9 protein-coding genes are annotated in these 6684 nt (G+C 38.0%); 5 read left to right on the forward strand and 4 right to left on the reverse strand.

What is annotated here, in order from left to right; translation table 11 throughout:
• Positions 1-362: 362 nt before the first annotated feature.
• On the forward strand, positions 363-863 hold the full coding sequence (locus tag BMY57_RS15535; RefSeq protein WP_091776277.1) for a GNAT family N-acetyltransferase: 501 nt from the start codon (positions 363-365) through the stop codon (positions 861-863).
• 30 nt (positions 864-893) lie between these two features.
• On the opposite strand, the gene BMY57_RS15540 is transcribed toward BMY57_RS15535, so the two are convergent.
• Entirely contained in the window at positions 894-1991 is a 1098-nt protein-coding gene (locus tag BMY57_RS15540) for a mechanosensitive ion channel family protein (RefSeq protein ID WP_091776280.1), read from the reverse strand.
• A gap of 260 nt (positions 1992-2251) precedes the next feature.
• Here BMY57_RS15540 and BMY57_RS15545 point away from each other — a divergent pair, with 260 nt between their 5' ends.
• A complete protein-coding gene (locus tag BMY57_RS15545) occupies positions 2252-3121 on the forward strand; it encodes a LysM peptidoglycan-binding domain-containing protein (protein ID WP_091776283.1) in 870 nt (289 codons plus the stop codon).
• A 93-nt stretch (positions 3122-3214) separates the two neighbouring features.
• Here BMY57_RS15545 and BMY57_RS15550 read toward each other — a convergent pair whose 3' ends face one another.
• Both BMY57_RS15550 and BMY57_RS15555 read right to left on the reverse strand, forming a co-directional pair.
• Entirely contained in the window at positions 3215-3871 is a 657-nt protein-coding gene (locus BMY57_RS15550; RefSeq protein WP_091776286.1) for a type 1 glutamine amidotransferase domain-containing protein, read from the reverse strand.
• Between the two features lie 98 nt (positions 3872-3969).
• Positions 3970-4806, reverse strand: a complete 837-nt coding sequence (locus BMY57_RS15555; protein ID WP_091776289.1) for a manganese catalase — start codon at positions 4804-4806, stop codon at positions 3970-3972.
• Positions 4807-4967: 161 nt separating this feature from the next.
• Here BMY57_RS15555 and BMY57_RS16410 point away from each other — a divergent pair, with 161 nt between their 5' ends.
• From BMY57_RS16410 to BMY57_RS16545, 3 genes are read left to right on the forward strand one after another with little or no spacing between them, the layout of a single operon-like run.
• A complete protein-coding gene (locus BMY57_RS16410; RefSeq protein ID WP_256205335.1) occupies positions 4968-5246 on the forward strand; it encodes an FAD-dependent oxidoreductase in 279 nt (92 codons plus the stop codon).
• 6 nt (positions 5247-5252) lie between these two features.
• A complete protein-coding gene (locus BMY57_RS15560) occupies positions 5253-6191 on the forward strand; it encodes an FAD-dependent oxidoreductase (protein ID WP_256205336.1) in 939 nt (312 codons plus the stop codon).
• A gap of 35 nt (positions 6192-6226) precedes the next feature.
• Positions 6227-6295: a hypothetical protein gene (locus tag BMY57_RS16545; protein ID WP_369678871.1), complete on the forward strand. Its 69-nt coding sequence runs from the start codon at positions 6227-6229 to the stop codon at positions 6293-6295.
• A gap of 134 nt (positions 6296-6429) precedes the next feature.
• Here the strand turns inward: BMY57_RS16545 and BMY57_RS15565 are convergent.
• On the reverse strand, positions 6430-6684 hold a 255-nt coding region (locus BMY57_RS15565; RefSeq protein WP_143063862.1), incomplete at its 5' end, for a transposase.

A 6684-nucleotide genomic window follows, 5' to 3' on the forward strand; every position in this document is an offset into this window, starting at 1 on the left:
AGACGTAGGATTAGACAAATTATTTGGAAGCGATGGAAAAAGGTTAAAACAAGATATAAAAGTCTTGTTCAGCTTAAAATACCAAAACAAAAAGCTTGGGAATGGGCTAATACAAGGAAGGGATATTGGTGCATAGCATGTAGCCATATACTTCACAGAGCTATTAACAATAAAATTCTCGAGAAAGCTGGTCTAAAAGACTTGAACCAACTTCTCGAGAAAGCACACTCAAACTATTGAACCGCCGTATACGGAACCGTACGTACGGTGGTGTGAGAGGTCGGAGGTTAATCACCTCCTCCTACTCGATTGGAGGTTCTTAAAAGAAAAATATATAATGAATAAAAAAGAAGTGAGGGAGAATGGTGAACATTAGACGAGCTACCTTAAATGATGCCCTAAATCTTTCAGAATCTATTTTGCAGGTCGAAAGAGAAAGCGACTATATGCTTTATGGCTCAGAAGAACGCCACTGGACAGTTGACATGCAAGAAAAAATGATTCAAAAAATCAATAGTGAAAAACGGTCTAACTTATTTATTGCTGAAGAGGAGCATGATCTATTAGGTTATTTAATCATTCGTGGGGGTTCAGCAACCAAAAACAAACATGTCGCATCCATTGTGATTGGAATTAAAGAGTGTGCACGTGGCAAAGGCATTGGGACACGGTTATTTCAAAAAATGGAGGAATGGGCAATAAAAGTTCAACTACATAGACTGGAATTAACCGTAATTGTTGAAAATAAGGCCGCTGTAAACCTTTATAAAAAGATGGGGTTCGAAATTGAAGGGGTCAAAAAAGACTCTCTCAAGTTAGGTGAGCGATATGTCGATGAATATTACATGGCTAAATTAATATAAAAAGTCGCGAGGGCCATACCCTCGCGACTTTTATTCTTCCTCTTTGTTCGTAACGACTGCATTACCGTTATCCATATAAATGGTACGTGATGGAAGGGCAACAGAGACACCTTCTTCTTCAAGAATCTCCATAATTTTAAAATTAATGTCTTGTTTAACATTATAATACTCATCAAATTCAGTTGTATTTGTAAAGAAGTATAGGAAAATATCTAGGCTGCTGTCGTTATATTTATCAAATTTAACCACAATCGTCTCTTTATGAATATCGTCATGGTTAAGGAGTAATTCATTAATCCTTTCAACGACTTTTTCAAGCTTTTCTTTTGGCGTACTATATTCAACACCTAGATTAAACATAATTTGACGTTTACCCATTTTACTCCAGTTTGTAATGGCCTCATTTGCTAACGTGGAGTTTGGTACGGTCACAAGACCTTGGGCGAAAGTACGAATAATCGTACTTCTAAAATTAATATCTTCTACAACACCTTCAACTGTCTGAGTTTTAACCCAATCGCCTAAGGTGAACGGTTTTTCGGTAATAATGACGACGCCACCAAAGAAGTTTTTGATCACTTCTTGAGCGGCTAAGGCGAATGCTAAGCCACCCAAACCAAGCCCAGCCACAAATCCGTTAACATCAAATCCAAAGCTAGAAAGAATCAGACTGGCTGTGATCGCGATAATAATCACTCTTATAGCCTTCGAGAGAAATGGAATTAAGATTTGGTCTATTTCTAATCCAGCCTCTTCGTTTAGTTTTATGAGCATTAAAGAAGAGGTCGAGGATAAATTATATAACCCCCATGCCATTATAACGATGAACGATGATTTTATAATACTTCTAAACGTTTCACTATCTTGATTCAAATATGGGAAGAAGTCGACTGCTATGTACAGCCCAATAATGACAAACAATAAATGGATCGGCTTTTCATAAGCATCAAGTATTTGACGGAATATATCAGTACGACTTTTATTAAACAGTTTTCTTATAAAATAAAAAACATATTTAGTAAATAGCTTTCTTAGTAAGTGGAAGATTAGCAAGATTCCCAGGGCAATACCAATGTTAATCCAGTTATCCACACTAATGTATTCCCATAGTCTCCAATTGAATTCCATATCAATTTCTCCTTCAATACTAGGTGTCCTTTGACTATATATTTTTAACTTTATCATTGACCTTCGAGTTTTTCCAGAGTCTACCCGTTTTTGCACCATTTTTTACACATACTGATATTTATATTACAAACTATTAATCATTATGCAATAAGAGAAGAAAATCTATTACATCTGTTAATGACTCTTAAACTTAGTGTAACCACAAACCTAGTATTCGCGTGATATGATAAATCTTGCAAGTTTATAAGGAGGGAAAGAATATGAAGAAACTCATCATATCGCTTGCAGGCGGAATGCTATTGACAGGTTTCGCCATGACAACCGCTGTATCGGCTGAAGTAAACTACAAAATCCAAGAAGGCGATACAGTCAGCGAAGTAGCAGTAGAATATGGCACAACAACAAAAGACCTAATGGAACGAAACAACCTATCATCTAGTTTGATCGTAGCAGGGGAAAGTTTAAAAATAGATAATAGAAGAGTACTAGAAGTCAAAAAAGGCGACACACTAAGCGAATTAGCGTGCGATCTAGGTGTTAAGGTTGGAGACATTAAAGAATGGAATGAACTAGATTCAGACCTAATTAAAATTGGACAAGAACTAGAGTTAGAATTACCTCTAGATTCTCTTAAAAATTATGAAGAATTCTTAGCTCAACGTGATGGACAAGTTCCACCAAAAGAGGAGCCAAAGCAAGAGGAAAATATAGAACAAACAACTAATGAACAAACATCAAAAGAAGAGACAAAACAAGAAGAAAACGTAGAGCAAACTTCTAACGAACAAACATCTACTCAAGAAAAAGAAGTTGAACAAACGAACAATACTGAAGAAGCAGCACAAACAATGACGATGGAAGCAACAGCTTACACAGCTGATTGTGAAGGATGTTCAGGTGTTACATCAACAGGTATTAACTTGAATGAAGATCGCGACAAAAAAGTTGTGGCTGTTGATCCAGATGTGATTCCATTAGGATCAACCGTTTGGGTTGAAGGATATGGTGAAGCCATTGCTGGAGACACAGGCGGTTCTATTGAAGGAAATCGTATAGACGTCCACGTACCAACTAAAGAAGAAGCAAATGAGTGGGGCGTAAGAACGGTAGAAGTAAAAGTACTTGATTAATTAAAATCTCCCCTTTTCGCAATCAAGCGAAAAGGGGTTTTCTATGTATATAAAGCGAAAAAAGACTTGGCATTCACCAAGTCTTTTTTCTGCTTAGTTCTCTAATGCTTCGACAACTTTTTCTGCAGTAGAACGACTAGACTGAGGGTTTTGCCCAGTTACAAGGTTCCCGTCACGTACAGAAAAGTCTTGCCAATTTTCATCACTTTCAAAGTTAGCGCCTTTTTCGCGAAGCTTTGTTTCAAGTAAGAATGGCATATGCATGTCCAACTGCATTTCTTTCTCTTCTGAATCAGTGAAAGCCGTCACTTTCTTACCTTTAACAATTGGTGTTCCGCTACGATCTGTTGCGTTAACTAATGCAGAAGGTCCATGACAAACTGATCCGATGACTTTCCCTTCGTCAGCGAATCTTTGTAATACATACTGTAAAGTCTCACTATCTGGAAAATCGAACATTGTCCCGTGACCACCAGGTAAGAATATGGCATCAACTCCTTCAGCATCATCTTGACTTAATTTTTGTGTATCTTTTAATTCTGCCTCAGCATCTTTCCATTCAGGGCGGTCTTCAATACTATTTGGATCAAGTGCGACTTCGCCACCATCAATACTTGTGACTTTAACGTCATACCCTTTTTCTTTAAACACGTTGTAAGGGACAGCGAATTCTTCTAACCATAAACCTGTTTTATGATCATCTGTTATTGTCGTGTGGTTGGTGACAACCATTAATACTTTTTTACTCATTATGTCTACCTCCTTCTACACTAGTATTTATATCACCTACCTAAATTATGTCGCAAAAATTTTGCTCATAAAAAAGCCCCTTATGAGGGGGCGAATCATTAGCACTTATGTGGTGGGATGTCGAAGTTCGTATTAAATGAGTAAGCTGGAGCAGGGTTTAATTTAGGGAGGTCTCCCATTGGTTTAGGGTTCGCTACATAATTGAAGGTGCTACAGCCGTCAATGCTCGGTCCACTTGCCCAACGTCCTTTACTACTAGCATTTCCTTGAGATAGGTTATAAAAATCGTATGCCACCTCTTGATTCTCTAAATGAGGTGGGAAAGTAGATGGCACAATAACGCCTTCTTTTTCTTCCAGTTCTTTAATAGCGGCTAACCACATGTTTTGATGGTATCGATCTCGTGCGATTAAAAAGGCTAACATATCCTTTACACCTCGGTCTGAGGTTGTTGCATATAAACGGCTTGCTTGTAAACGGCCTTGTGATTCTGCCATTACGTTAGCACGAAAGTCTGCTAATAAATTACCGCTTGCACCAATATATTCAGCTGTCCAACGATTACCTACACTATCAACAGGCATTGCACCAAATCCTGATACAATCGCATGCTGCGGATTCATGCCTCCAATCACAGCCCCTAAAACGGGATCTTCTACTGCTTCTTCAAGGTCGCCGATGGGTGCGTCTTCAAGTAGGCGAGCAATCATGGTTGCTAACATTTCGACGTGAGCGAGCTCTTCGGTTCCCACATCCATCAGTAAATCTTTATATTTTCCCTCCATACGTACGTTAAAGCCTTGAAATAAATACTGCATGGCAACAGAAATTTCGCCATATTGTCCACCTAAAATCTCTTGAAGCTGTTTAGCAAAAAGAGGGTCAGGTCGATCGGGCTTCGCATGATACTGCAACTCTTTGACATGATAAAACATAATGTCACTCCTTAAATAATTAAGTATCTGCCCATAAAATATGTTTAAGACTAGACAAATGTCTCAATTTTTCAAGAAATTGGGCTAAAGCCTTAGTTACATTATGATTTATCTTGTTATGGGCAACCTATGGATATTAGTTCAGTACGGGGGTTATCGAATTGGAATATGATGTGGTCATTGTTGGAACAGGTCTTGCTGGATTAACGACTGGACTTTTATTAACTGAAAAAGGTTATCGAGTTCTTATGATTGAAGCTAAACCATTTGTTGGTGGACGTACGGCTTCATGGGATGAAGAAGGTATGTTGGTCGAATCAGGCTTTCATAGAGTCATTGGTTATTACAAACACCTCCCTTCGATTTTGAAAAAAGCCGGTATTAATCTAAATAAAATCGTCGCTTGGGAAGATGTAATGGATTTTCGTTCTCCTCGATAAGGAGAAGTGACAACATTTGGGATGGCACCCGTCCACGGGCCCATCAAACTGCTTAAAGGAACGTTGGGGAATAACGACACGATTTCCTACAAGGATAAATGGTCATTATTTCCTTTTTATATGAAAGGACTGATGGATTATTTAAAAAAGCCTGATCAACTCGACCGAATAAGTGTTGAGGAATACGCTAAAAAATGTCAGGTGACAGACAATGCTTATCATCTTGTTCTTGTTCCTTTGACATCGGGAATTTTCTTTTTACCACCTGAAAAATTTTCTGCCTATGTCTTCTTTGGGTTAATGGCACCATCATTCCCTCGCTTTTACAAAATGAGAATGGGGGCATATTTAGGCGGACTGTCTGAGATTATGTCTGAACCGATGGCAAACGTTATTCGAAATCAGGGCGGGGAAATTATAACGAATAGTAAAGTGACTCAACTAATAAATGAAAATAATGAAGTGAAAGGTGTCATCACAAGAGCTGGCGAATACCGTGCTAAGCAGACTGTCCGTGCAACGGAGATTTACGCAGCGCAAAACTTGGTAAAACGGTCCAATATCGAGCATGAATGTTTCAATAATTTTTTAAATCTCAAGACGATGTCAGCCGTTTCTTTACAAATTGATTTAGATGAACCATCTATGCCTTACGATCGTACAACGTTTGGAGCAGGGACGGCAATGGCTAGTTTTGCTGAACAATCAAGGACGACTTTTAGACATGTGCCAGGGAGATTGTCTGTCATATTATCCCCTGCATCGAAATTTATTGACATGGATCAAGGAGATATTTTAAAAACTGTCATTCAAGACGCGAAAAAATTAGGCCTTAATATTGAAGAGCATATAATAGACTATCGAGTGATTAAGCATCCTAATGAGTTTTATTCTTTAGAGCTTGATCAAGATTGGATGCGACCAGAACAAGACACCCCACATTAGCAGGGGACTACACAAAGACATCAAATTTTGCCACGATGGAGAGTGCTGTAGAATCAGGAGAATTAGCAGCTAAAATCGTGTGTGAAGAGTTAGAGGACTTTTAGAAAAAACACCTATAGAAATGAAAGATACGCCCATAGAATTGAGAAATACACCCATAGAATTGAGAAATACGCTCATAGAATCGGAAAAAGGGTTCTAAGTCAAATGTTGGGGTGAGCATACGCTCACTCCTAATTTAATTGATACGAACCTTTAAATTCTTATATTGATGATGCAATAACACCTTTAATCTAAAACGATCAAATCGTTTAAATCCAAAGGCATTACGCTTAATCACTTTGGTTTGATTATTAATCCCTTCAACATATCCATTATGTAAATCAAATGCGAAGCTATTCATGATTTGTTTTTGCCAATTTTGAAAGGTCGATATCGACCTTTCAAATTCTACAACTCCTGATTCCTTCACAAGGTCGTAATAACGATATAA

Source organism: Piscibacillus halophilus, from assembly GCF_900110685.1.
Taxonomy (GTDB): Bacteria; Bacillota; Bacilli; order Bacillales; family Alkalibacillaceae; genus Piscibacillus; species Piscibacillus halophilus.

Bases quoted from the DNA above. Each gene is read 5' to 3' on its own strand.
- BMY57_RS15545 (WP_091776283.1), top strand. From the start codon at position 2,252: ATGAAGAAACTCATCATATCGCTTGCAGGCGGAATGCTATTGACAGGT.
- BMY57_RS15535 (WP_091776277.1), top strand. From the start codon at position 363: ATGGTGAACATTAGACGAGCTACCTTAAATGATGCCCTAAATCTTTCA.
- BMY57_RS15540 (WP_091776280.1), bottom strand. From the start codon at position 1,991: ATGGAATTCAATTGGAGACTATGGGAATACATTAGTGTGGATAACTGG.
- BMY57_RS15550 (WP_091776286.1), bottom strand. From the start codon at position 3,871: ATGAGTAAAAAAGTATTAATGGTTGTCACCAACCACACGACAATAACA.
- BMY57_RS15555 (WP_091776289.1), bottom strand. From the start codon at position 4,806: ATGTTTTATCATGTCAAAGAGTTGCAGTATCATGCGAAGCCCGATCGA.